Here is a 26343-nt window from a genome sequence, read left to right as displayed (position 1 = left end):
TGTCTTCCTCCTTCATAACATCCTTATAGAAAAGAGGTGAGTCTCCAATACATGACCTCACCTCTTCATACATCATTATTTAATCACGGCACCATTTGGTACAGCATTCGGTAAGCTGATTAAAGTCAGCACACCATCTTTTTCAGCTGATAAAATCATACCTTCAGATTTTTGGCCCATTAATTTCGCAGGTTTTAAGTTTGTAACAACTGCTACTTTTTTACCAATGATATCTTCTGGTTGATAAAATTTCGCAATACCAGAAACAATTTGGCGTTTTTCATGACCTAAATCAACTTGGATTTTTAAAAGTTTATCAGATTTTTTAACATTTTCCGCATCAATAATTGTCGCAGCTTTCATCTCTACTTTGTCGAATGACTTGATGTCGATTTGTTCTTTACTTGGTACAACATCCGCTTCTGACTTTTTAGGCTGCATAGATGTTTTAATATGGTCTACTTCAGCATCCACGTCTAAACGAGGGAAGATGGGTGTTGGTTTGTCAGTCACTGCGATTGGTGCTGTCAAATGACCATATGATGTTAAACTATCTAATTCGAATAATGACGCATCATCAATGTTCAGTTGTTCAAAAATTTGCTTTGGTGCATTAGTTAAGAACGGACGTAACAATACGGCAGCAAAGCGAATATTTTCAACCAAATGCGCCATTACATTACCAAGCATATCTTGTCGTTCAGGATCTTTCGCCAAAATCCATGGTGTCGTTTCATCGATATACTTGTTCGTACGACTGATGAACTTCCATACTGTTGATAAAGCAACAGAGAACTGTAAGTTTTCCATATTTTCGTGATATGTTTTGACAGTGTCGACTGCCATCTGTTCCATCTCAACATCTAGCTCATGTTTAGGACCCGCATATGCTGGTAGCGTACCATCAAAATATTTATTAATCATCGAAATAGTACGATTGACTAAGTTACCTAAGTCATTTGCCAAGTCAAAGTTCGTACGATCTACAAACGCTTCGGGTGTAAACACACCATCAGAACCGAATGGAAGTTCACGCATTAAGTAGTAGCGTGTTGCATCTAAACCGTAACGGTCGATGAGAACGTTTGGATCTACAACATTCCCTTTCGATTTACTCATTTTACCGTCTTTCATTAGAATCCATCCGTGTGCGAAGACTTTCTTCGGTAACGGTAAGTCAAGCGCCATTAAGATGATTGGCCAAATAATAGAGTGGAAACGTACGATTTCTTTTGCCATTAAATGAATATCTGCTGGCCAGTATTTGCGGAATAATGTGTCATCATCTGTTAAATAACCGAGTGCAGAAATATAGTTCACCAATGCATCTAACCATACATATACAACATGTTTAGGATCTGACGGGACCTTTACACCCCAGTCAAATGATGTACGTGACACAGCTAAGTCAGCTAATCCGGGCTTGATGAAATTGTTAATCATCTCATTTTTACGAGATGGTGGTTGGATAAACTCTGGATGTTCATCATAAAATGCGAGTAGACGATCTGTATAATTCGACAATTTAAAGAAGTAACTTTCTTCTTTAACAAGTTCCACTTCATGTCCTGAATCGGGACTTTTACCACCGACGATTTTACCATTTTCATACACAGGTTCAACGAGTTGTGTTTCTGTATAGTATGTCTCATCTGGTACAGAATACCAACCTTCGTATTCTCCAAGATAGATATCACCTTGTGCTAATAGCTTTTCAAAAATCTTTTCTACAACTACCTTATGGCGTTGTTCTGTCGTACGAATAAAGTCATCATTGGAAATATCTAACTTTTTCCAAAGTGCTTTAATGTCCTTGATCATACCGTCTAAATAGTCAATTTCAGATTGACCTGCTTTTTGAGCTTTTTCTTGAATTTTTTGACCGTGCTCATCCGTTCCTGTCAAATAACGTACATCATATCCTTGCATTCTTTTATAGCGTGCAATCACGTCTCCGGCAACTGTTGAATACGCATGCCCAATATGCAAGTTACCACTTGGATAATAGATAGGTGTCGTAATATAAAATGTCTCTTTCACCATCAGCGCTCCTCCTCATTTCTTATCTTATCTAATATATCTAAATTCCCTTGTATTTTCAATATATGCCTACGATTGTCCTTCTACACCGTGATAGATGTTGTAGACCGTTTTAGATGGCATTTCTCGTTCTTGTGCCACTTGCTTAATAGCCTGTTTGGGCTTCATTTGTTGTGCAATATAATGATCGACATGTTCTGTGATAGAAAGTGACTCATACCACGCATCTGTTTCTTGCGCTCCCTTACCTTCTATCAAGACGACAAACTCGCCTTTTAATGGAATAGAGGTTTCCAACTGTGTAATCAATTCTGTCACAGAGTTTGTTTCAATCTGTTCAAATTTCTTCGTTAACTCTCGACCTAGTGTTACATTTCTCTCAGAATCTACCTCCGCAATCGCTTGTAATGTATCTTTTATACGAAAGGGTGATTCATATAAGATAAGCGTGCTTTCTTGAAACATTCTCACCTGCAATACTTCAAGTTTTTCACGTGTTTTACGTGGTAAAAATCCTAGAAATGTATACGTAAACGACGGAAGACCACTCGCCATAAGTGCTGTAAGGCCTGCATTGGCACCTGGAATCGGAACGACATCAATTCCCACCTCTCTCGCACGTACAACTAGCTCATAACCCGGATCTGATATTAGTGGCAACCCTGCATCTGAAACAAGTGCGATATCTTGCCCTTCTTGCAATAACGCAATCAACGCCTCTGTCATCTGTCCTTTATTATGCTCATGGTATGATTTCAAGGGTGTCTCAATATCAAAATGATGACACAACTTCCGTGTAACACGTGTGTCTTCGCATGCAATCGTAGACACTTCTTTTAGCGTACGAATCGCACGAAACGTAATGTCTTCCAAGTTACCAATTGGCGTCCCTACTAAATATAACTGTGCCATGCTATCGCTCCTCAATTAGCGCTATTTTTTGTTGACGTGTCAGCTGTTTAATCGCATATTCACGCTTTAGCGCCTCTGACTTCGTCTCGTAAATTTCATAATATTTAAGACGTACCGGACGTCTTGTTTTTGTATATTTGGCACCTTTGCCCTCGTTGTGTTTGTGTATGCGTGCCGCCAAATCTGTCGTATACCCTGTATAAAGTGACCGATCGGCACATTCAACCATATACGTATAATGTTTAGCCATAATACACACGTCTCATCTCTAGTGTATATTCATTATTGTCATCATACATATAAAAAGGCGGTGCAATATGTAGGCCTTGGTTGCCACCTTTGCGCGCTTCAACCACAATCGTTTGCGCGTCTTTCCCCGGCTTACTATAAATCATATGTAGTTGCTTCGGTTCAAGCTGGTAACGTCGCATAGAAGTAAACACATCCAATAGCCTTTCAGCTCGATGCACCATTACCATTCGGCCACCTTGCTTCAACGCATGATTTGCAACACGTAAACAATCATCTAACGTACAGTAAATCTCATGACGTGCAATTTTATGCGCTTCTAATTGATGTTGATGCACTTGATTTTTCTTGAAATAAGGCGGGTTACATGTGATCAAATCAAATTGTGCTGGTTTAAAATACTTCGGGATTGCATTAATATCCATTTCTTGAATCATAATGCGATGTGATAAATTGTTTGCTGCGACGCTTCTTTGCGCCATGCTGACAAGTTGCGGCTGTATCTCTATCCCTGTAATCTCATTCTGCCCTTTATCTGACAAGAGCAACGGAATCACACCATTTCCGGTACACATATCTAGGATACGATCTCGCTTACGAACGTTTGTGAAGTGTCCAAGTAACAGTGCATCCGTTGAAAAAGAAAAGACCGCATCATTTTGAATAATGCGCAAATCTTCTTTCAATAAATAATCGAACCTTTCATCACTTTGTAGCATAACACCCCACCTATCACAGCTTATCATTAAGAATATTCATACAAAAAATACAATCCTGACCGTTGCGGTGCTTTCCAAAGACATCGTGACAAATATGGAATCCTTCGTGATACAATGTCGCAAAATATTCTCTACTTTGCAGTTGTTTCTTTTGCGGTGTTTTTTCTTCTTCTTGTTCGTTCGACACACGTTCAACCGGTGTTGCATCCGGTTCTTGATTCATCAACGTCTTCAAATTATCGTTCTCTATTTGCAACGCTACATTCTCTTCCACGAGTGCAACAGTCAAAGATTTGAGCGCCTGCATATCTTCTTGGATACGATTCACATTGTTCTCAAGTTGTGTCAAATGGTTGAATAGTTCATTTCGATCCAATAAGCTGCCTCCTTACTTTAATAACTCTAATTCTTCAATGTGATATTCCATCAATTGATTATCACACTCTAAACGAACTTGCATCGTTACATCTATAATATTGAGTCCTACAACTTCTCCCGTACCTTCTGGTGTCTCAACAGACGCACCGATATCTGGTAAGCTTGCACGTGCCGACTCATAAAAATCATTTTCATATTTCAAACAACACATCAAACGTCCACATGCACCTGAAATTTTCGTTGGATTTAATGACAAATTTTGATCTTTTGCCATTTTAATCGAAACCGGCTCAAAGTCACCTAAAAATGTTGCACAGCAAAGCGAACGACCACACGGTCCGATACCACCGAGCAACTTCGCTTCATCACGCACACCAATTTGACGCAGTTCGATACGTGTTTTAAGTTTTTGTGCTAACATACGCACGAGTTTACGGAAATCGATACGTTCATCCGCTGTGAAATTAAAAATAACTTTAGCGCGATCAAGCGTATATTCGCAATTGACTAGTCTCATATCCAAATCAAGTGTTTGAACATACTCTCTGCATAATTCAAACGCCTGTGCTGCCTTTTCTTCATTGTAACGGTACGCTTCCATATCTTTCTCTGTTGCTACACGAAGAATTTCTTTTAGTGGTAAGACAACGTCCGCTTCATCGACCCATTTCGGCGCATATTTAATCACACCCATCTCAATACCACGATGAGATTCAACTACCACGTACGTCCCTTCAGTCATCGCTTCGTCGACTGGTGCATAATATTCCAATGTATTTGTCTTTTCAAAGTATATTCCAACAACAAGGTACACTTGCGTCACCCTTTCATCTTAATAACAATTTGCTCAAAAACGAGCGTTGGATTAACATTCTGCATTAACTTTTTGTGCGCTTCAGTTATGACCTCAACGACATGCGTGAGTTGACGATAATTTAATTGATGCACCATCTCTTGATAACTTTCTTCTAATTCTGTGAAGATTATCTTTTCCGGCATACCGACTTTGGTATACAGAATATCTTGAAAATAAGCATTTATAGCAGACAAGACAAGTTGTTGCAACTGTCTATTTTTAGCATGTTTCAATAAGTCAATCACGCCGATCAATGCCATATCTGGTTGTCTAACAAGCTTGTCACACCATTGTATTGTCACTTGTCTGAGCGGTGTAAGTTCATAATTTTCCGCCAGTTGACGTGCCACATCAACCTGGGTCGTATACGTACTCATCAACGCTGCTATCGGTCTTGAAAAATCTTCATGCATCTCTAAATATGATACAAAATCCGCACGTGACATCGGTTTAAAATAAACATGTTGACAACGTGAATGGATCGTATCCAATATTTGTTCTGGCTTTGTTGATAACAGAATAGCCACTGTCTTTTCAGGTGGTTCTTCTAAAAATTTTAATATACTGTTTTCGCCTTGTACTGTTAACTTTTCAAAATCTTGAATCACATAGACTTTATAGTCACTTTCTATTGGCAAGCGATTCATATGATGAACCAGCGCTTCAATCTGATCCTTCTTGATATTCACTTCATCTGTTTGCACATAGTGAAAATCCGGATGATTGTGCATCTGTACCTTCGTACGACACACTTCATGATTTTGACACAAAATGAGTTGTGCAAACGCTAAAGCTGTGGCTGACATCGCTTCTGCATCATTGCCTTCAAACAAATATGCATGCGACAATTTTCCATTGCGATGTGCTGCCGTCAAACGTTCTATTTCTGCCATTGTGCACAACCCTCCTTATTGCCAAATGGGTGCACGTACTATTATTTATTAAATTGAAAAAGGTTGAGGCAGGCTGCTATCCTAAGACGTGCATACACTGCCACAACCTTTGCGATCGTTTTTAAAATTGATGAAAGGCATCTACCGGCATCACAAAAACTGTGGCCCCGCCCACTTCCACTTCAACAGGATATGGAATGTAGGAATCTGCACTTCCGCCCATCGGTGTAATTGGAGAAACAAGTTGTTCTCTGTTACCACACGTCGCATTAATCAAATCCAAAATTTCATTGACGCGTGCGTCATCTACACCACATAAAAACGTTGTATTTCCTGCACGTAAAAAGCCACCTGTCGTCGCTAATTTTGTTGCACGAAAATTATGTTTTACTAATTGATCCGAAAGTTCTTGGCTATCTTGGTCTTGAACAATCGCTATAATCATTTTCATTTTTTGTCACACCTCTTATACAGTATTATAACATATCTTAGTATGTGGCTATATGAACATCCACCTAATTTTCTATCGATTTTTTCTCAATTTGTTGTCGAACAACTGACACTACATCTGCCACAACTTCATCTACTGAACAGCTTGCATCAATGACCGCAAAACGTCCTGGATTTTGCGCAATTAACTCCTTATAACCTGCAATAACTGCATCATGAAATACAATATCTTCCTTGTCCAAACGATTCTGTTCACGCTGGTTGATTGCAATGCGTTCGCGTCCCAATTCAGCTGGAATATCTAAATAAATCGTCATATCTGGATGATGATCTTCTACTGCAAAATCATTGATGCGTTGTACACCTTCAACACCAATTTGACGCGCATATCCTTGATACGCGAGAGAACTATCGACAAAACGATCACATAACACAATACAGTTCGCTTCAAGCGCGGGAAGAACCTTTTGAACAAGGTGCTCACGTCTCGCTGCCGCAAATAACAGCGCTTCTGTTCGCCCATCCATTCCTTCTCCATCTAACAAAATATTGCGGATCGCTTCCGCTGTTTCAACGCCACCTGGTTCTCGTGTCGTCACAACATCATGTACTTTTTCAAGTTCTGCTGCAACTGCACGTAACACTGTTGTTTTCCCTGATCCTTCTGGTCCTTCGAACGTTATAAATAATCCCATGTTAGTCATCCTTCACTTTTATTTTACCGTCTTGTAATCCTTCAACTCTTACGTTAGAATCACACCATTTTGACATTAATTCTATCATAGGTTCTGTTACTTTTTCGCCCTTGAGCATGCTCGGAATGCCTGGTGGATACAACACTAAATGTTGCGCTAACACTTTTCCTTCAGTCTCTTCAAAAGGAACCCAATGGCTGTGTGCAATATGCTGTGGTTCATAGCGTCCAGAACCTGTATAGAGTGGTTGTTGCGTTGACTCGGTATCAGTCATACTTTCTACAAATACCATATTATGAATACGTGTAATCAAGTCGTCAAACGGATAGCTATCCCCTGTATGCCATAACGGTAACACCCATAAAACATGATGTGAATCCGACAATTCTACATAAATGTCAACTGACTCCATCACTTGCTGTAAAGTATCTCCTGACATACCCGGACGATAAATCAATAATTTCAATGGGTCATTCATTTCTTTAAACGATAACCCACATGCACTTAAAGCACCTAATAATTGCTGACGACGTTCAAAAAACAACTGACTATCATATCCTTCATAAAAGTCATTTGCTACCTCTAGACTTGCCATTAATAAATAAGACGGACTCGATGATTGGAATGTTTGTAATAAACGAATGACATCTTCACGTTGTGGTGCATTTTTATGTATAAATAGAATAGAACTCATCGTTAAACTTGGCAATGTCTTATGAAATGACTGCACGACAAAATCAGCCCCATAATTCATCGCCGATACCGGAAATCCGTCCAAATCAAAATGTGCACCATGTGCCTCATCTACTAAAACAGGGCAATTATTTGCATGAAACCGTTGAATTGTTTCTGAAACATCAAATGTTTGGCCATAATAGTTGGGATATGTTACCACACTTAACTTTGCAGACGATAGCCATCCTTTAGTCATATCTGGCTGTACATATTGAGATGACTGCTCATCTACTATGGTTGGCAATATAGTAGCTTGTTGTCCGCCTAGATCTAATGCATTAAAAACCGATTTATGCACATTGCGTGCTAATAAGACACGACCTTCTAACGATTGAAACGCATGAATGACAGACAAAATGCCACTCGTCGTCCCATTCACAAGGTAAAATGCATCATAATCTGGATGACGTGTCACAGATGACATACTCTCTTTGAGCACTGTTTCAGGCTGATGTAAATCATCAAAGCCTGTAATTTCAGTCACATCATACTTCGCTTGTAAAAAAGACATGCTACCAATCGTTCCATTTTTATGGCCTGGTACATGCATTGATATCGGTTCTTTTTTAGCCCATTCATTCATTTGATGCCATAATGCACGCTTCATATGCGACGCCTCCATTTCTTACTCTTTAATATGATAGCACAGATAAAAGAAAATCATTGTCATGAAATTATCACCGATTTTAAAACTATCACACTTTTTGATACAATGAAGTTAACTGAAATTTAAGGAGGTGTCCATATGTTTCTTATAGCGTTTTGTTGCAGATTTTTACAAATCATTCGCAACAAATTTGCGACTGTTTTTTCAAAATTGGTGGAGTCTGTCTTTTTTGAAAAAATAATCATGCTATAAGGAACCGACACCTTTTGCGCTTCCTTATAGTAAATACGGAGGAAGCAAAATGAATATATTAAATACATCTTCTATTACAAAGCGTTATTTAGATAACGTCCTATTTGATCAAGTGAAGCTCACACTTAATGCTGGAGACATCATCGGTTTAGTCGGCAGAAATGGCGAGGGAAAAACCACCTTACTCAAATTGCTTGCTGGTATTGAATCCCCCTCTTCAGGCACAATCAGTTGGCAGAAAGATATCGAGATTGGCTATTTAGATCAATTACCCAATAATGATGAGCAGACACTTGTCTACACATACCTCGAATCAGCTTTTGAAAAATTACACCATATCGCACAACAACTTGAATATTTTACACAACAGATGGCAAATGATAAAGCACACTTAGATACCTACATGGAACAATATGGCACATTACAGTCTTATTATGAAACACATGGTGGTTATGAAATAGATACAAAAATACGCCGTGTTGCACATGGATTAAATATTACACATCTACTTGATACAACGTGGGGCACACTCTCTGGTGGCGAACGTACAAAGGTCTGCCTTGCACAAATATTGCTACAACCTACTGAACTTTTATTATTAGATGAACCAACCAATCATCTTGATATTAAATCGATTGAGTGGCTTACACAATACATTAAACAATATACAGGTGTCGTCGTTATCATTTCACATGATCGATACTTTTTAGATGACATCACAACTCAAATTATTGAAATTGATCAGCAACAGCTTCATACGTATCATGGCAATTATTCCTATTTTGTTAATGAGCGAGAAAAGCGTATACTTGCTGAATTCGAAGCATATAAAACACAACAAAAGAAAATCAAACAAATGCAAAAAGCGATTAAACAATTACGCATGTGGGCAAGCCAAGCAAAACCACCCAACGCTTCCATGTTCCGACGCGCAAAAAGTATGGAAAAAGCATTGAATCGCATCAAAACATTAGAAAAGCCAACATTGAAACACAAACAAATGCACCTTGATTTAAAAGAAAATACTTTAGGTGCAGATAAAGTCATTAAAATGCAAGATGTTTCCAAAACATATGACACCACATTGATTAAAAATGCTTGTATGTTAGTCAGAAAAAATGAACATGTCGCCATCGTAGGCAATAATGGTACAGGTAAATCTACGCTGCTCAAAATGATATTAGGCAATGTAGCACCAGACAAAGGTACGATTAAAACGGCAGATCATCTGAAAATCGGCTATCTATCTCAACATATATTTAATGACAACACAGATGACACACTACTTGAAACATTTCGTAAAGAAGTCTCTGTAACAGAAGGGCAAGCACGCCATATCCTTGCACAATTCATGTTTTACGGAGAAGATGTTTTTAAAAGGATAAAAGATTTGAGTGGTGGTGAAAAAGTCCGTCTACGTTGGGCCCAAATAGTTAACAATGACTATCATATGCTGATATTAGATGAACCGACCAACCATTTGGATATTGAAGCGAAAGAAGTGATTGAAGATGCATTAGCAGATTATAATGGCACTGTCATTGCTGTCTCACACGATAGATATTTCTTAAACAAACTGTTCCATACAACCTACTTATTAGAAAACCAAAGATTAACAAAATTCTACGGCAACTATGATGATATGAAAAATAGCATTGATAAAAAAGAATAATCCTAAGACAACATTTAAGCGTACAATCATGATAGGTTGTGCGCTTTTTAATACCTATATTTCTTGATTGCTTAAGTTCATACAAACCCACAAGCAAGTTCACTATTTCTGATGTATTTCTTATAAAATCAGATAAAACCACTCGATCCCCTTGCTTTTGTGTACAATCAAAAAAGGGGGAAACATAATAAATTTGCGCAATGGGTAACCGATTGTTAGTATTTGAAAAGTAAAATTCTCAACAGAACTTCTCAGCGCTACAAAATTTGAAAAGTAATTTTGTGCATCATTCGATTCTGCTCAAATCCTAAACGCTTTTCTCCCAATCTTCCTAAAATTTTTAGGATAAAACAAAAAAAGAGAAGTCATTAAGACCTCTCTTAGAAGAATTACCTGGCACCGTCCTACTCTAGCGGAACGTCAGTTCAACTACCATCGGCGCTAAAGAGCTTAACTTCTGTGTTCGACATGGGAACAGGTGTGACCTCTTTGCCATTGGCACCAGATAAATTTGAATGTTATACATTCAAAACTAGATAGTAAGTATATCAGTTACACAAACAAAACCTTGTGAAAAAATTTGATTAAGTCTTCGATCGATTAGTATTCGTCAGCTCCACGTATCACTACGCTTCCACCTCGAACCTATTAACCTCATCATCTTTGAGGGATCTTATAACCGAAGTTGGGAAATCTCATCTCGAGGGGGGCTTCATGCTTAGATGCTTTCAGCACTTATCCCGTCCATACATAGCTACCCAGCTATGCCGCTGGCGCGACAACTGGTACACCAGAGGTATGTCCATCCCGGTCCTCTCGTACTAAGGACAGCGCCTCTCAAATTTCCTACGCCCACGACGGATAGGGACCGAACTGTCTCACGACGTTCTGAACCCAGCTCGCGTACCGCTTTAATGGGCGAACAGCCCAACCCTTGGGACCGACTACAGCCCCAGGATGCGATGAGCCGACATCGAGGTGCCAAACCTCCCCGTCGATGTGAACTCTTGGGGGAGATAAGCCTGTTATCCCCGGGGTAGCTTTTATCCGTTGAGCGATGGCCCTTCCATGCGGAACCACCGGATCACTAAGTCCGTCTTTCGACCCTGCTCGACTTGTAGGTCTCGCAGTCAAGCTCCCTTATGCCTTTACACTCTTTGAATGATTTCCAACCATTCTGAGGGAACCTTTGAGCGCCTCCGTTACTCTTTAGGAGGCGACCGCCCCAGTCAAACTGCCCGCCTGACACTGTCTCCCAGCACGCTAAGTGCTGCGGGTTAGAAATCCAATACAATTAGGGTAGTATCCCACCAATGCCTCCACGTAAGCTAGCGCTCACGCTTCTATGGCTCCTACCTATCCTGTACAAACTGTACCGAATTTCAATATCAGGCTACAGTAAAGCTCCACGGGGTCTTTCCGTCCTGTCGCGGGTAACCGGCATCTTCACCGGTACTATGATTTCACCGAGTCTCTCGTTGAGACAGTGCCCAAATCGTTACGCCTTTCGTGCGGGTCGGAACTTACCCGACAAGGAATTTCGCTACCTTAGGACCGTTATAGTTACGGCCGCCGTTTACTGGGGCTTCGATTCGTAGCTTCGCAGAAGCTAACCACTCCTCTTAACCTTCCAGCACCGGGCAGGCGTCAGCCCCTATACGTCACCTTACGGTTTAGCAGAGACCTGTGTTTTTGATAAACAGTCGCTTGGGCCTATTCACTGCGGCTCTTCAGAGCGTGAACCCTAAAGAGCACCCCTTCTCCCGAAGTTACGGGGTCATTTTGCCGAGTTCCTTAACGAGAGTTCGCTCGCTCACCTTAGAATTCTCATCTTGACTACCTGTGTCGGTTTGCGGTACGGGCACCTATTTTCTAGCTAGAGGCTTTTCTCGGCAGTGTGAAATCAACGACTCGAAGAAACTTGTTTCTTCTCCCCATCACAGCTCAATCTTTACGAGTGCCGGATTTGCCTAACACTCAATCTCACTGCTTAGACGTGCACTCCAACAGCACGCTTCGCCTATCCTACTGCGTCCCCCCATCGCTTAAAACGAATTTAGGTGGTACAGGAATATCAACCTGTTATCCATCGCCTACGCCTTTCGGCCTCAGCTTAGGACCCGACTAACCCAGAGCGGACGAGCCTTCCTCTGGAAACCTTAGTCAATCGGTGGACGGGATTCTCACCCGTCTTTCGCTACTCACACCGGCATTCTCACTTCTAAGCGCTCCACATGTCCTTGCGATCATGCTTCAACGCCCTTAGAACGCTCTCCTACCATTGTCCTACGGACAATCCACAGCTTCGGTAATATGTTTAGCCCCGGTACATTTTCGGCGCAGTGTCACTCGACTAGTGAGCTATTACGCACTCTTTAAATGATGGCTGCTTCTAAGCCAACATCCTAGTTGTCTGGGCAACGCCACATCCTTTTCCACTTAACATATATTTTGGGACCTTAGCTGGTGGTCTGGGCTGTTTCCCTTTCGAATATGGACCTTATCACCCACATTCTGACTCCCAAGTTAAATTATTTGGCATTCGGAGTTTGTCTGAATTCGGTAACCCGAGAGGGGCCCCTCGTCCAAACAGTGCTCTACCTCCAATAATCATCACTTGAGGCTAGCCCTAAAGCTATTTCGGAGAGAACCAGCTATCTCCAAGTTCGATTGGAATTTCTCCGCTACCCTCAGTTCATCCGCTCACTTTTCAACGTAAGTCGGTTCGGTCCTCCATTCAGTGTTACCTGAACTTCAACCTGACCAAGGGTAGATCACCTGGTTTCGGGTCTACGACCAAATACTCATTCGCCCTATTCAGACTCGCTTTCGCTACGGCTCCACATTTTCTGCTTAACCTTGCATCAGATCGTAACTCGCCGGTTCATTCTACAAAAGGCACGCCATCACCCATTAACGGGCTCTGACTACTTGTAAGCACACGGTTTCAAGTTCTCTTTCACTCCCCTTCCGGGGTACTTTTCACCTTTCCCTCACGGTACTGGTTCACTATCGGTCACTAGAGAGTATTTAGCCTTAGGAGATGGTCCTCCCAGATTCCGACGGAATTTCACGTGCTCCGCCGTACTCAGGATCCACTCAAGAGAGGTCACGTTTTCGACTACAGGATTATTACCTTCTATGATTAACCTTTCCAGGTTATTCGTCTAACATGTCCTTTTGTAACTCCGTATAGAGTGTCCTACAACCCCAACAAGCAAGCTTGTTGGTTTGGGCTCTTCCCGTTTCGCTCGCCGCTACTCAGGGAATCGATTTTTCTTTCTCTTCCTCCGGGTACTAAGATGTTTCAGTTCTCCGGGTCTGCCTTCTTACATGCTATGTATTCACATGTAGATAACACGACATAACTCGTGCTGGGTTTCCCCATTCGGAAATCTCTGGATCACAGCTTACTTACAGCTCCCCAAAGCATATCGTCGTTAGTAACGTCCTTCTTCGGCTTCTAGTGCCAAGGTATTCACCGTGCGCCCTTAATAACTTAATCTTTGTGATGTTTTGGCAATCGTTAATCACGATTCCAACATCCACCAGTTATTAATTATGTGAGTCGTCATTTGACGACTAGCGATAATTTTTTTAGTTTCAAGCTTTCGCTATTCACTCGGTTTTTGCTTGGTAAAATCATTTATACTTACTTATCTAGTTTTCAATGTACAACGAAATTGTTTTAAACTTATTTGCGTTAACAAATACTTTCAATACAAATTCTATTATTTTAGTTGAATCCTCAAATATGAGCATTCAAAACTGAATACAATATGTCACGTTAATCCGCTTATCACCTAAAGGTGATATTCCGTATATTATCCTTAGAAAGGAGGTGATCCAGCCGCACCTTCCGATACGGCTACCTTGTTACGACTTCACCCCAATCATTTGTCCCACCTTCGACGGCTAGCTCCAAATGGTTACTCCACCGGCTTCGGGTGTTACAAACTCTCGTGGTGTGACGGGCGGTGTGTACAAGACCCGGGAACGTATTCACCGTAGCATGCTGATCTACGATTACTAGCGATTCCAGCTTCATGTAGTCGAGTTGCAGACTACAATCCGAACTGAGAACATCTTTATGGGATTTGCTTGACCTCGCGGTTTCGCTGCCCTTTGTAATGTCCATTGTAGCACGTGTGTAGCCCAAATCATAAGGGGCATGATGATTTGACGTCATCCCCACCTTCCTCCGGTTTGTCACCGGCAGTCAACTTAGAGTGCCCAACTTAATGATGGCAACTAAGCTCAAGGGTTGCGCTCGTTGCGGGACTTAACCCAACATCTCACGACACGAGCTGACGACAACCATGCACCACCTGTCACTTTGTCCTCCGAAGAGGAAAACACTATCTCTAGTGCGGTCAAAGGATGTCAAGATTTGGTAAGGTTCTTCGCGTTGCTTCGAATTAAACCACATGCTCCACCGCTTGTGCGGGTCCCCGTCAATTCCTTTGAGTTTCAGTCTTGCGACCGTACTCCCCAGGCGGAGTGCTTAATGCGTTAGCTGCAGCACTAAGGGGCGGAAACCCCCTAACACTTAGCACTCATCGTTTACGGCGTGGACTACCAGGGTATCTAATCCTGTTTGATCCCCACGCTTTCGCACATCAGCGTCAGTTGCAGACCAGAAAGCCGCCTTCGCCACTGGTGTTCCTCCATATCTCTGCGCATTTCACCGCTACACATGGAATTCCACTTTCCTCTTCTGCACTCAAGTTTTCCAGTTTCCAATGACCCTCCACGGTTGAGCCGTGGGCTTTCACATCAGACTTAAAAAACCGCCTACGCGCGCTTTACGCCCAATAATTCCGGATAACGCTTGCCACCTACGTATTACCGCGGCTGCTGGCACGTAGTTAGCCGTGGCTTTCTGATTAGGTACCGTCAAGACGTGCACAGTTACTTACACGTTTGTTCTTCCCTAATAACAGAGCTTTACGATCCGAAGACCTTCATCACTCACGCGGCGTTGCTCCGTCAGGCTTTCGCCCATTGCGGAAGATTCCCTACTGCTGCCTCCCGTAGGAGTCTGGACCGTGTCTCAGTTCCAGTGTGGCCGATCACCCTCTCAGGTCGGCTACGTATCGTCGCCTTGGTAAGCCGTTACCTTACCAACTAGCTAATACGGCGCGGGTCCATCTATAAGTGACAGCAAAACCGTCTTTCACTATTGAACCATGCGGTTCAATATATTATCCGGCATTAGCTCCGGTTTCCCGAAGTTATTCCAGTTTTATAGGTAGGTTACCCACGTGTTACTCACCCGTCCGCCGCTAACGTCAGAGGTGCAAGCACCTCGTCTGTTCGCTCGACTTGCATGTATTAGGCACGCCGCCAGCGTTCATCCTGAGCCAGGATCAAACTCTCCATAAAAGAAGTAAGCTTGATATAGCTCGTTTGATTGTTTAAGTCAATCACTCTTGAAAGTACTACTCTGAGTACTCAAATTATCGGAATTAACGTTGACATATTGTCATTCAGTTTTCAATGTTCATGTACTTTGTCTTTCGACTCGACAAGAATTAATTATACACAAGTCATCAATCAAAGTCAACAACTTTTTGAAATTCTTTTTCGTCATTTTGTTGAGTGATTTGTTTGCCGCTCAACAAGATATAACTATACAGCCTTTTAAACACCTCTACAATACTAAAAATTACACTCTTTAAAGCCTTTTATCTTTTTCAATATTTATTACCAATTTTAATTGTAATTATTTAAAAACAGCTGAGACAGATATACATCTGCGGCTCAGCTGCGCAACGTTTCAGGTATCTAATTCCAACTTCATCTCGAAATATCTCTATCTTTAATCATGTTACATTTCTGTTCGTCCTGAAATAGCTTTTGACAAAGTCACCTCATCCGCATATTCTAAGTCGCCACCCACAGATAACCCTTGTGCAAGTCGTGTGACACGAATACCGAGAGGTTTCACAAGTCTTGAAAGGTACATCGCTGTCGATTCACCTTCTAAGTTTGGATTCATTGCGAGTATCAATTCTTGAACACTTTCGTCTTTTAAACGCTCTACAAGTGCTGGAATATTGATATCTTCCGGGCCAATACCATCCATTGGAGATATCGTACCATGCAAGACATGATACAACCCTTTATATTCTTTCATTTTTTCCATCGCAATCACATCTTTATCATCTTCAACAACACAAATAATTGAACGATCTCGTTGCTTATCTTCACAAATATAGCATGGATCTTGTTCTGTTATATGACCGCATGTACTACAATAGGTAAGTTCTCGCTTTACATCTACGAGTGCTTTGGCAAACTGTACAACATCGTCTTCTTTCATCTCTAGTACATGAAAAGCCAGACGTTGAGCCGTCTTGGGACCAATGCCTGGCAGTTTCATGAAGCTGTCAATCAGCTTCGATATCGGTTGTGGATAATGCATCTTACATCAATCCTGGAATGTTAAGACCTTTAGTATGTTTGCCAAGACGATCTGCTGTCAGTTCATCCGCTTTGTTCATTGCTTCATTTGTTGCAGCAAGTACTAAGTCTTGTAACATTTCAACATCTTCTGGATCTACTACTTCTTCATTGATGATGACATCTACTACTTCTTTATGACCTGTTACAACAACTTTGACCATGCCACCGCCAGCTGACCCTTCAATTTTTTCTTCTTTTAATTTATCTTGTTCTTCTGCCATTTTCTTTTGCATTTTTTGCATTTGCTTCATCATTTGTTGCATATTTCCGCCACCGCGCATAATCTAGTTCCTCCTTTATTATCTACCGAGCTAGGACATTCTGTCTCAACCGCTCTTCAACATTTGTTTCCAATTATACATGCCTTTTTTTCAGTTGTCATGTCTCGCTATCCACTTCATGCACAATGTCCGCACCAAAAATATCTCTTGCTGCTTGAACGGCACTCGGCTGTTCTTGTGATGGCTGAGATTGCGGAGGGCGTTCATTACCATTGCGCTTCAAACCTTCTATATAATCGCTGCGCACTTGCATCCATTTATCTGCAGGGACGCCGACAACTTCGACAGACTTATTAATAATATCTTTTACGACCTTTTCAACGCTTTGTCGTTTTTCTTCATCTTTCTGCAAAATTTCACAGTGAATTTCTTCTTCAAACTTAATCAATACTTTATCTTCGCTCGCCGCAACAGGTTCAGAGTTTTGTAGTAAACTAACCAATGCCTTCTGCTCACGATTTTTGGCGTACTGAATCACATCGAGCCAACGTGCTTTAATGCTCGCAATATCTTCTTTATTTGCATTGTCTAAAACCTTCGCAATACGTTCCACAGAGTACGTCATTGCGCTACCACGACGTTTCATCGGTTGCGCTTTTGGAGGTGTTAGGCGACTCGTTCCTTGCGACTTGAGTGTCTTAAGTTCTGATTCCAACTGATCTAAACGTGCAACAAGTGCTGTATCTACCTGTGCAGGTGCTTGCGTTGGTATCGTATCCGTAGACATATTCGTTACTTTAATCATTTCAGATAACTTCACGAGTAATACTTCAAAATGTACGTTTTGATTCACGCTAAATCGTATCGATACAAGTGTGTCGTTAATGACATCTATCATTTGATACAAAACGCTAAGTTCCAAACGACTCAAGGCATCATATTCCATCTCTGTATTCGTCGTCTTAGCCATAATGGTATCTCGAACGAAGTAAATCATATCGTTAATCAAACGATTGACTTCCTTCCCCTGACTCACGAATGTATGATAGCGTTCAAAAGCAGCATGAACATTACCTAAAACAACATCTGCCATTAGTTCGTTCAAATCTGCATCAGCAAGGCTTCCTGTTACATCTAAAGCATCTTGCAATGTTAAATGATCGTCTCCAAAGGCAATCGCTTGGTCCATGATACTGAGCGCATCACGCATCCCACCTTCTGATACTTTGGCGATAAAGTCTAATGCCGCTTCATCAAAATCAATCCCTTGTGTTTCTGCAACATACTTAAGTCTTGATACAATTTGTGACTGATTAATTGCTTTAAAGTCAAAGCGCTGTGCACGTGAGATGATCGTTGGAGGGATTTTGTGTGGTTCTGTCGTTGCTAAAATAAAAATGGCATGCGCAGGCGGCTCTTCAAGTGTTTTTAATAGTGCATTAAAGGCACCTGTCGTCAACATATGCACTTCATCGATGATATACACCTTATAACGCGATTCACTCGGTGCATATTTGACCTTATCTCGGATATTTCGTATCTCATCGACACCGTTATTACTCGCAGCATCTATCTCGATGACATCCGAATTTGTTCCTAGCGTAATCCCTTTACAAATTGCACATGCGTTACATGGTTCACCGTCATGATTCGTTTCACAGTTAATCGCTTTCGCAAATATCTTAGCAATACTCGTTTTACCTGTTCCTCGAGGTCCGCTGAAAATATATGCGTGTGATTGTTTCCCTTTTGCAATAGCATTTTTTAATGTTTTCGTCACATGCTCTTGACCCACAACATCCTCAAAGCTCTGTGGGCGAAACATGCGATATAGCGCTTGATAGTCCACTGTTGCACCTCCGAATATACAATGCTCTTATTATATCATGTTCCCTTCATTTTGTATGTGACGATCGGTCATCATACAAAAAGTTTGAACCGCCCTAACAATAGACCGACATAATTACCATGTCATATTGTCAAATCAGTTCAAACCTCGCTCCTACTATCTATATTGTAAAAAAGTGTTCCGGATAATGTACTTCTCCGTGTGGTGGATCTTCTAATGAATCCCATAAAAACTTCACACGCACCGCTTCGTTCGGCACATCAAATGGCACAGTAATACCATGGTCCGCCGCCACTTCATAATCCATCTGTTCATAAAAATCAGGATATCCAGTTACAACAATCGTCGTGTATTCTTGCGCATAGGCACGCTCTTCTAAAGCTTGTACTAGTGCCGTCCCAATCCCTTTATGTTGGTACGCCTGTGTCACAGATAGCGGTGCGAGTGCAAGTGCAACATATGCATGTTCACCACTTTTTATCATTACTTCACTGCACATCGCATGTCCGATAATCTCATCATCTGCAGTTTTCGCAATCACTTCCAGCTCATAACGATAATCCGGTGCCATACGTAACCCTTTCACAAGTTGTGCTTCGTTTTGGTCAGACTCCGGTGCATCTTTAAAAGCATCTCCAATCATTTGTAAAGATGGCTCATAATCCATCTCTGTCAATGTACTAATAAAAATCGACATCTTAGCGCCCCCTTATTCGTTTCAGTTATATATGACTTAGTCCCATCATTGAAAGCAAGTTTCTTCCAATATATCATTTCTATTATAACATTTATTCTACATACGATGACGTATACAACCTAAAAAGAGAGTTGAAACAATCGCTTAATGCGTATCATCTCAACTCTTTCTATATCAATCATTCTATATTTAATCATTAAAAAAACCGTGCACCTTTGTGTTGAATGTGCATCACAAGCGTTACCAAAGTCGATAGCTAAACCTCGGCTACCCTACGGCACATATGAGAATCCACTTAATGCTGCTTCCGTCAGGACCTGACATGGTTCATGGGTTCATATTGCATAGGACCGAAGTCTTCAAACACCTCGTGCTTTGGGCAGACCTCACAAATACACACCCGTGACAAAGGAATTCAGCCTCGCATAAAGCGGATTTCGAGTCTAGGGAACCGCTACCTCCCCGCTTAGCACGGTACGATTAATATTACTATACATCCTTATCATTTTGCAAGCGTAATCCTATATAGACGATATTATTTTTGTCGACGTGAAAAATCTACAAAACAAAACTCCGTAGCTAAGTGCTTCGAGATGTTGTATTGGAACTTCGTCGTATCTTTTAAATGTACAATCCCTCTCACTGTCGCTGTATAATTCGGCGTTACATCACCAAATGTCTCATATTCTTGTGTACCAAACGCTTCAAAAGTAATCGACTTACTTGAAAAGCTAATATCGTATCCTTTTACCTGTTCGACATATGCATATAAAGAGTCTAACAGATGACTTTCCGACAAGTCAGGAAATAGGTCATATAACAAATAGTCTTCATCAATAATTTTAGTATGACCGTCCATTTTTCGATGACGAACGATGTGCCATAAAGGTGTATTCAATGAAACATTTAACGCCTGTTGGATAGTGGGAACATCTCCTGCAACTACCTTTTCAAAGACATGCAATTCTGTATGATGTGCCTTCCCTTGCCTTCGTTGTACTTCTTTATAACTCACTAAATCTGCGAAAGGAAATTCCGTAATCCCTTGAAAAATCACAACAGATCCTTTCCCACGTATTTTTTGAATCATACCGTCAGCCACCAACATGTTTAAACTTTTCCGGACTGTTTCACGTGACACATCGTATTGTTCCACAAGTTGATTTTCTGATGGGAGTTGTGTTCCATATGCATATATACCTTCAATAATATCTCTTCGCACTTCTTCATATATTTGCTTAAACTTATTTTGTTTAATCATGACATATTTTCGCCTCTTACTTTGATTCTATGGACAGAACGTACGCCCCATATGGCTCAAGATAACCGCCTGTCACTGTGCCATTCTCTATAATAATGTCACCTTCTCGCTCAATATCTTCTGGCAACTTAGCAGGTTCGTTTGTCATATTCGCTACTACTAACCAAGTCTGTCCTTCGTAGTTTCGCTCGTACACAAATAATTGTTCATGTCCCATATAACGTGGCACGATATTCCCATACGTCACAATATCATGTGTATGACGTAACGCGATTAATTGTTTATACATATAAAAAATGGAATTCTGGTCTTCCAATGCCGCTTCAACATTAATGGTTTCATAGTTTGGTGACACGTCAATCCATGGCGTTCCTGTCGTAAAGCCAGCATGTGTATCCGCAGACCATTGCATTGGTGTACGAGAGTTATCACGAGATTTTTGTCCAAGAATTGTCAGGATTTCTTGTTCATCATATCCTTGGCTCTTCAATGAATGATAAGCGTTCAAAGATTCAACATCTCGATATTGTGCAATCGATGTGAAGTGTGGGTCTGTCATCCCAATTTCTTCACCTTGATAAATATACGGCGTCCCTTGTAATAAATGTAGCACAATCGCAAGTGTTTTAGCACTCTGTTTTCGCATCGCTTCATCTAAATCTGTCCCAAAGCGAGATACGACACGTGGCTGATCATGATTACACCAAAATATCGCATTCCAACCGCCACCTTCATAAATACCTGTTTGCCAATCCATCAAAATAGTTTTCAACTGCTGCAAATCAAACTTTTGATTCGTCCACTTTTCCCCATCCTTATAATCCACTTTAAGATGATGGAAGTTGAAAACACTATGTAGCTCTTGTCTCTCTGGTTGCGTGTATTGAATACAATGATCAATTGTTGTAGACGACATTTCCCCTACTGTCATAAAGTCCTTATCGCCAAACGTTTTGCGGTTCATTTCGTGAATATATTCATGGACACGTGGCCCATCGGTATAAAATTCTTTACCAATTGCCTCTGAATCTTCAAATGCACCTTTAGAAATTAAATTAATCACATCAAAGCGGAATCCATCCACACCAAAATCAATCCAATAGTTTAAGATTTTATACAATGCTTTACGTACATTTTCATTATTCCAGTTCAAATCTGCTTGTGTGACATCGAATAAGTGTAAGTAGTATTCTTCCGTTTGATCATCAAATTGCCAAGCATTTCCACCAAACTTAGACATCCAATTAGTCGGAGGGCCATCTTGAGAATTTTTAAAAAAGTAATAATCACGGTATGGACTCTCTTTAGACTGACGAGCCGCTTTGAACCACTCGTGTTCTGTCGATGTATGGTTAATGACAATATCTAAGATTACTTTGAGACCACGTGTGTGCGCTGCATCAAGAAGTTCACGTAAATCCGCCTTCGTACCAAATTGCTCGTTGATTTCATAATAATTACTGATATCATAGCCATTGTCATTCATTGGCGAATCATAAATAGGTGTTAGCCATAAATAATCGACACCTAAAAACTGTAAATAATCCAACTTGTCGATAATGCCACGTAAATCTCCTTCACCATTCCCTGTTGTATCATTGAATGACTTGGGATAAATCTGATAAACAACGGACTTTTTCCAATCTTGTTCTTTCATTATTTATTTTTCCACCTTCCAAACACTGTATATTTACACTGTAAAAACAATAGGAAGTAGAAAAGTGTTCACCCTCTTCTACTCCCCCTTTATCATATTCATTCACTTACATTTCTTCAGGCTTGTCGACCATCTTTTTCGTCTTCTCTCGACTAAACTTTGAAAAGATGATTGTTAAAATAGCTGGCACAATCATCGAAATAACGGTTGCAATTGCAAAGATACCCCAGAATTCACGATTGATTGAAATAATCGCTGGTACCCCACCGACACCGACTTTACCAAGTACGCCAGCACCGCCAATCAATGCCCCTGTCATCATTGTTGTAATGATACCTGCAAAGAATGGATATTTCAATGGCAGATTAACACCAAACATCGCCGGTTCTGTCACACCTAAGAAACCCGATAAACTCGAAGTCGCTGCCAAACCTTGCTCTTTTACCATTTTACGCTTTTTGAAAATATACCAAGCACCTAATGCCGCAGAACCTTGTGCAATATTAGATTGTGCAAGTATTGGCCATAAATAAGTTCCTTGTAGTTCACTGCCTATTAATTGGAAGTCCACTGCTAAAAACATATGATGCAATCCTGTAATCACTAATGGCGCATAGAAAAGACCATAAATAGCACCACCAATCCAACCTGCACTTTCGAATAATGTTGTAATGGCAACGGTGATGCCTGTACCAATCCATAAAGCAGCTGGCCCAATGACTAAGAATGCCAAGAATCCAGTCACTAAAAGTGCAACCGGGGCTACGACCAGTAATTTGATTGAATCAGGTGTAATCTTATTCATACCTTTTTCAATTTTAGCAAGCACATAAGCAGCAATTAATACCGGCAATACTTGACCTTGATAATTCAACTGTTCAATCGCAAGACCTAAAATATGCCACTTTGGAATTTCATCTGCTGTTCCGATCTCATATTGCGATAAAAGTTGTGGATGCATTAAGACAAGACCTAATACAATCCCCAACACTGGACTACCACCAAATACACGCATCGCACTCCAACCCACTAAAGCTGGTAGGAAGATAAATGCTGTCGTTGCAATCACATTAATGATATTCGCAACATCTGCAATCTCTGGAAAACGTTCAACAATCGATGGTGCACCTTTTGTCCAATTCATTGTTAAGACGTTATTAATACCCAATAACAGACCCGCTGTAACAATCGCTGGCAGAATAGGAATGAAGACATCGCCTAACAGCTTAATTAAGCGTTGTAACGGATTACCTTTCTTTGCAGCTTGTGCTTTTGCTTCATCTTTAGACACCGCTTCAGCACCTGTTTCGCTGACAAAGACTTTATATACTTCATCCACTGTACCTGGACCAATGACAATTTGATACTGATTATCCGCCTTGAACTGTCCTTTGACCAATGAATTATCACTCAATCTCTCTTTGTCCACTTGACCATCATCATGTAAGACCAATCTGAGACGCGTCACACAATGTGTCGCAGATTGTACATTTTCTGCACCACCAACAGCTTCGATAATATCCTGTACATCCGTTCGCTTAACTGCCATGTCATACACTCCTTCTCTCTTTAACTTGTATAGACAAATTATAACTTGTATGTACAAGTTATGCAAAGGCTTTCATAAATTATTTACTTTTTATTTTTTAGAAGTAACAAAAAAGCAGAGCGAAAATCTCTTCCCTAAAGATTTTTACTCTGCTTATATTTCATCATTTCACAATGCTAGAAGAAGAATGTTGCCATAATCAATGTACTAATACCTACTAATATACAATACAACATCGCTGGCCCGAGTGTTTTACTAATAACACTACCTTCTTTACCCGGCATGTTTACAACGGCACATACCGCTACAACGTTATGTACACAAATCATATTCCCTGCTGCTGCACCAATCACTTGTGCACCCAGCACTGTGTATACATCCGCGCCAATTGCTTGAGCAATATTTGCTTGAATTGGTGAAAACGTTAAGGTAGATACTGTCGCACTACCTGTAATGAAAGAACCGAGTGCACCTAAAAACGGTGCGATTACAAGCCACACATCGCCAAATGCATGGGCCATACCGTTAGCGATAAATTCTGGCATACTCAACAATTCATGTCCGTTTAAGCCTGAGTTGCTGAATACGTGTACCATTGCCAATGTTGCAATCAACGTAATGGTCGTGATACGAATTGTTCTGATAGAATCACGACAAGCTTTTGTAAAGTTACGCATTGATTTGCCCTGAATAAGTACCGCTAAAAATGCAGATAACAATAAAATCGTACCCGGTGAATAAAGCAATTCCCAACTAGAAGAGATACGCTCATATCCTAAAATTTCATTCCATGACAAGTTTAATACAGATGTCGTGAAATGTTTAACTGGTGCGACCACACGTGTTAATAATAAGAGCGCTACAACAATTAGATAGGGTGACCATGCGGATAATAGACTCATCTCATGTTTCCCTGATACAGCTGTTGTATCATAACCATCTTCAAGCGCATCTTGCCAAATTGTTTTCGGCATCAAAATACCTTTTCTCGCTGTCAAAACAGCCACAACAAGTACTGTAAGTGGTGTTAAGATTGAAACAAACTCTGGTCCTGTCAACATCGCATAAATCCATGCAGTGACTACGTAAACAACACCTATTAACATGATCCATGGTATGATTTCTAACACTGACTTGAATCGATTGTCTTTCCCGAAGAAAATCACCATTGTTGCTACAATAATGAGTGGAATAAACACACCGCTCAGCAAGTCGATTGCTGTGACGCGTAATGTTGTCATACTGAATAGTGTTTCATTCGCATCTTTTAACGTACTAAGTCCTACTATGATTGGTGTCCCTACCGCCCCGAATGATACAGAAACGCTATCTGCAATTAAGGCTGTTACAACACTAGTCAATGGTTTGAACCCGAGTGCAACCATTAACGGTGCCGTTACCATTGCAGGTGTGCCGAACCCTGACGCACCTTCAATCAATGAACCGAATAGAAATGCTACGATAATCACTTGTACACGCATATCGTGCGATACGTTTTGAAACCCCGCATTAATACGCGCAACTGCATTCGTTTCACGCAACGTATTAAGTAACGCTAAAGCACCGAATAAAATCAAAATAATTGTCAGCGTTTTATGTACGCCTTGTAGAAATGAGGCAGCAATTACTCCACCTTCAATTCCCCAGACAAAGTAACCTAATATTGTGACAACGATCGCGCTAATCGTCATCCCAACGAGTGCAGACATACGTAAAACAACCAAACAAACGAATGGTACGATTACTGCACTTAACGCTACAAGCATTAATAAGGCATTCATCTAAATCCCCCCAATAACTTAATGAATTTGTCATAGTCATCAGATGACCTTATGACTTATTTAATCAAATTGTAAGTGCTACGATATATTAATTCAATATTTATCTTTACAACTTTGTATTCATTTTAAGGTCGAATTTAGCAATCTTTTATTTTATATAAATCGATACGTCTCAAACCCTTGCTATGACTATTCTCAAAAAGTTTTCATCTCACCAATCACCTTCATATTTTTGTCATTTTTTGTACGCATTTTATTGGGTGCTTTTTTAATAGACGCTATTATCTTCAAAAACCATCACAACACCAAAAGTACCCATATACCATAATTATCCTTATACACTCTTTTGATGATTTAATACTCTTTGTAAAAACGGCAACATCCGATTAATTATGACAGTTA

The 26343-nt window shown here is 40.6% G+C and carries 19 protein-coding genes, 3 rRNA genes and 1 other RNA gene; 1 reads left to right on the top strand and 22 read right to left on the bottom strand.

Going from position 1 to position 26343, the window contains the following annotated elements:
* Positions 1-75: 75 nt before the first annotated feature.
* From metG to C7J88_RS07800, 10 genes are all read right to left on the bottom strand, one after another.
* Entirely contained in the window at positions 76-2043 is a 1968-nt protein-coding gene (gene metG, locus C7J88_RS07845) for a methionine--tRNA ligase (protein ID WP_095115120.1), read from the bottom strand.
* A gap of 66 nt (positions 2044-2109) precedes the next feature.
* Positions 2110-2952, bottom strand: a complete 843-nt coding sequence (gene rsmI / locus C7J88_RS07840; protein WP_095115118.1) for a 16S rRNA (cytidine(1402)-2'-O)-methyltransferase — start codon at positions 2950-2952, stop codon at positions 2110-2112.
* A 1-nt stretch (position 2953) separates the two neighbouring features.
* Positions 2954-3202, bottom strand: coding sequence for a GIY-YIG nuclease family protein (locus C7J88_RS07835; RefSeq protein ID WP_095115116.1), 249 nt, complete (start codon positions 3200-3202; stop codon positions 2954-2956).
* Positions 3195-3920 (bottom strand): tRNA1(Val) (adenine(37)-N6)-methyltransferase, encoded by a 726-nt coding sequence (locus C7J88_RS07830; RefSeq protein ID WP_095115115.1) that lies wholly within the window; start codon positions 3918-3920, stop codon positions 3195-3197. The genes C7J88_RS07835 and C7J88_RS07830 overlap by 8 nt, the downstream gene beginning before the upstream one ends.
* Positions 3921-3933: 13 nt before the next feature.
* The gene (gene yabA, locus C7J88_RS07825; RefSeq protein ID WP_095115114.1) at positions 3934-4296 is read right to left on the bottom strand and encodes a DNA replication initiation control protein YabA; all 363 of its coding nucleotides are present in this window, start codon (positions 4294-4296) and stop codon (positions 3934-3936) included.
* Between the two features lie 12 nt (positions 4297-4308).
* On the bottom strand, positions 4309-5112 hold the full coding sequence (locus tag C7J88_RS07820) for a PSP1 domain-containing protein (RefSeq protein ID WP_095118096.1): 804 nt from the start codon (positions 5110-5112) through the stop codon (positions 4309-4311).
* A 5-nt stretch (positions 5113-5117) separates the two neighbouring features.
* Positions 5118-6047, bottom strand: coding sequence for a DNA polymerase III subunit delta' (locus tag C7J88_RS07815; protein ID WP_095115112.1), 930 nt, complete (start codon positions 6045-6047; stop codon positions 5118-5120).
* A gap of 121 nt (positions 6048-6168) precedes the next feature.
* Complete coding sequence (locus C7J88_RS07810) at positions 6169-6498, bottom strand: cyclic di-AMP receptor DarA (protein ID WP_095115110.1); 330 nt, start codon at positions 6496-6498, stop codon at positions 6169-6171.
* A 64-nt stretch (positions 6499-6562) separates the two neighbouring features.
* The gene (tmk, locus tag C7J88_RS07805; RefSeq protein ID WP_095115108.1) at positions 6563-7192 is read right to left on the bottom strand and encodes a dTMP kinase; all 630 of its coding nucleotides are present in this window, start codon (positions 7190-7192) and stop codon (positions 6563-6565) included.
* A 1-nt stretch (position 7193) separates the two neighbouring features.
* Positions 7194-8534 carry an aminotransferase class V-fold PLP-dependent enzyme gene (locus C7J88_RS07800; RefSeq protein ID WP_095115106.1) on the bottom strand — a complete coding sequence of 447 codons (1341 nt, stop codon included), beginning with the start codon at positions 8532-8534 and terminating at the stop codon, positions 7194-7196.
* Positions 8535-8835: 301 nt separating this feature from the next.
* Here C7J88_RS07800 and abc-f point away from each other — a divergent pair, with 301 nt between their 5' ends.
* On the top strand, positions 8836-10458 hold the full coding sequence (gene abc-f / locus C7J88_RS07795) for a ribosomal protection-like ABC-F family protein (RefSeq protein ID WP_095115104.1): 1623 nt from the start codon (positions 8836-8838) through the stop codon (positions 10456-10458).
* A gap of 391 nt (positions 10459-10849) precedes the next feature.
* On the opposite strand, the gene rrf is transcribed toward abc-f, so the two are convergent.
* From rrf to C7J88_RS07735, 12 genes are all read right to left on the bottom strand, one after another.
* Positions 10850-10964 (bottom strand): 5S ribosomal RNA (rrf, locus tag C7J88_RS07790).
* Between the two features lie 74 nt (positions 10965-11038).
* Positions 11039-13963 (bottom strand): 23S ribosomal RNA (locus C7J88_RS07785).
* A gap of 329 nt (positions 13964-14292) precedes the next feature.
* A 16S ribosomal RNA gene (locus tag C7J88_RS07780) occupies positions 14293-15843 on the bottom strand.
* The 16S, 23S and 5S rRNA genes sit together here, the layout of an rRNA operon.
* 445 nt (positions 15844-16288) lie before the next feature.
* Entirely contained in the window at positions 16289-16885 is a 597-nt protein-coding gene (recR, locus tag C7J88_RS07775) for a recombination mediator RecR (RefSeq protein ID WP_095115102.1), read from the bottom strand.
* Between the two features lies 1 nt (position 16886).
* The gene (locus tag C7J88_RS07770; RefSeq protein ID WP_095115100.1) at positions 16887-17207 is read right to left on the bottom strand and encodes a YbaB/EbfC family nucleoid-associated protein; all 321 of its coding nucleotides are present in this window, start codon (positions 17205-17207) and stop codon (positions 16887-16889) included.
* Positions 17208-17304: 97 nt separating this feature from the next.
* A complete protein-coding gene (gene dnaX, locus C7J88_RS07765; RefSeq protein ID WP_095115098.1) occupies positions 17305-18996 on the bottom strand; it encodes a DNA polymerase III subunit gamma/tau in 1692 nt (563 codons plus the stop codon).
* Between the two features lie 160 nt (positions 18997-19156).
* Positions 19157-19693 (bottom strand): GNAT family N-acetyltransferase, encoded by a 537-nt coding sequence (locus tag C7J88_RS07760; RefSeq protein ID WP_095115096.1) that lies wholly within the window; start codon positions 19691-19693, stop codon positions 19157-19159.
* Positions 19694-19898: 205 nt separating this feature from the next.
* An RNA gene (gene ffs, locus C7J88_RS07755) (signal recognition particle sRNA large type) lies at positions 19899-20168 on the bottom strand.
* 60 nt (positions 20169-20228) lie between these two features.
* Positions 20229-20954: a trehalose operon repressor gene (gene treR, locus C7J88_RS07750; protein WP_095115094.1), complete on the bottom strand. Its 726-nt coding sequence runs from the start codon at positions 20952-20954 to the stop codon at positions 20229-20231.
* A gap of 16 nt (positions 20955-20970) precedes the next feature.
* Positions 20971-22614 (bottom strand): alpha,alpha-phosphotrehalase, encoded by a 1644-nt coding sequence (gene treC / locus C7J88_RS07745; protein ID WP_229709387.1) that lies wholly within the window; start codon positions 22612-22614, stop codon positions 20971-20973.
* A gap of 103 nt (positions 22615-22717) precedes the next feature.
* Positions 22718-24160, bottom strand: a complete 1443-nt coding sequence (gene treP, locus C7J88_RS07740) for a PTS system trehalose-specific EIIBC component (protein WP_095115090.1) — start codon at positions 24158-24160, stop codon at positions 22718-22720.
* 176 nt (positions 24161-24336) lie between these two features.
* Entirely contained in the window at positions 24337-25941 is a 1605-nt protein-coding gene (locus C7J88_RS07735) for an L-lactate permease (protein WP_095115088.1), read from the bottom strand.
* Positions 25942-26343: the final 402 nt, after the last annotated feature.

Origin of the sequence: Staphylococcus muscae (assembly GCF_003019275.1) — a bacterium.
GTDB lineage: Bacteria > Bacillota > Bacilli > Staphylococcales > Staphylococcaceae > Staphylococcus > Staphylococcus muscae.
The sequence above is the reverse complement of the archived record's forward strand: the minus strand, read 5'-3'. Positions and strand labels throughout refer to the sequence as shown.